General features: G+C 59.2%; 1 protein-coding gene and 1 pseudogene. One reads left to right on the top strand and one right to left on the bottom strand.

What is annotated here, in order from left to right; genetic code table 11:
• Window positions 1–700, bottom strand: a 700-nt coding sequence (locus C0V97_RS17545) for an SDR family NAD(P)-dependent oxidoreductase (protein ID WP_127103726.1), incomplete at its 3' end; no start/stop codon positions are given.
• 82 nt (window positions 701–782) lie between these two features.
• Between C0V97_RS17545 and C0V97_RS17540 the strand changes: the two are divergent.
• A pseudogene (locus tag C0V97_RS17540) lies at window positions 783–1,078 on the top strand (hypothetical protein); the annotation flags it as partial.

Genomic DNA, 1,078 nt, shown 5'->3' with positions numbered 1-1,078 from the left:
TCACGCAGAGCGACGCGACCTCATCGACCGTGCCGAAGCGCTTGAGCGGTGTATCCGCCACGAGAGCTGCCATGCGGGTTTCACGGTCGGGACCGTCGCCCAGCATGGCTTCCCACATTGGGGTGAGAATGGCGGCGGGGTGGATGGAATTGCACCGTATGGCCCAGTTTCTCTGGGCGGCGTAAAGAGCCACGGTCTTGGTATGATTGCGTATGGCTGCCTTCGAGGAGGCATAGGCCGCCGCTCCCGGTATGCCGACCAACCCTGAGCGGGAGGAGATATTGATGATCGATCCTGTCCCTCTCAGTCCCATACGGCGCAGGGCATAGCGACAGCCGAGAAACGTACCATCCAGATTTGTCTGATGAACGGCGCGCCAGTCAGCAAGGCTGGCATGTTCCGGGTCATGGGGGACAATGTCATTTTCAAACCCCGTAATCCCCGCATTATTCACCACGATGTCCGGGATCGCCCCCGATTTTTCATCCGCTGCCTCGAGCGCGAGCCACTCAGCCTCGTTGCGGACATCGAGCGGGACAAACCGGCAGGAAAGGATATCGGCCGCAGCTTGCCCTGTTTCATGGTCAAGATCGGACAAGAGCACCCTGCATCCTTCACGGATGAAGTGTCGTGCAATGGCAAGGCCGATACCCCGTGCCGCGCCCGTGATGAGAGCCGTTTTTCCGATTAGCCGGGTCATTTTACTGGTTCTTCTTTCCCAAGACGGTGATTCTGATCGTAGTCTCGCTTCGCGCCGATGGGCAGGGGGGAGAAACAGGATCGTGACAGCGCCAGAGAAAGGCACATTTTCAGTTGGTCTGGTTCGGGGTCTGCCTCGTGCAGATTTCAGCGAATGCCATGAGCGTATGATCGCGTCCGGGCCCCAGCGCTGTCTCGACGCCGTCGAACGCTTCCGCACCGAGGACGATGCTTTCATCCGAACCTGCCTGACCCTGCGCGATTTGCCTGGACGTCTGACAGGGGGGAAGAACGCTCACCGTTTTGGTATGGAGAGCTTCACTCCTCTCGGCCGTATCGACAATCACTGGGTAGGTTACGGCCTTGTCGGGCGTTTCTG

The sequence above is a fragment of the Asaia sp. W19 genome, from assembly GCF_003994335.1.
Classification (GTDB): domain Bacteria; phylum Pseudomonadota; class Alphaproteobacteria; order Acetobacterales; family Acetobacteraceae; genus Asaia.
Note: the sequence above shows the minus strand (reverse complement) of the source record. Positions and strands in the feature narration are given on the sequence as shown.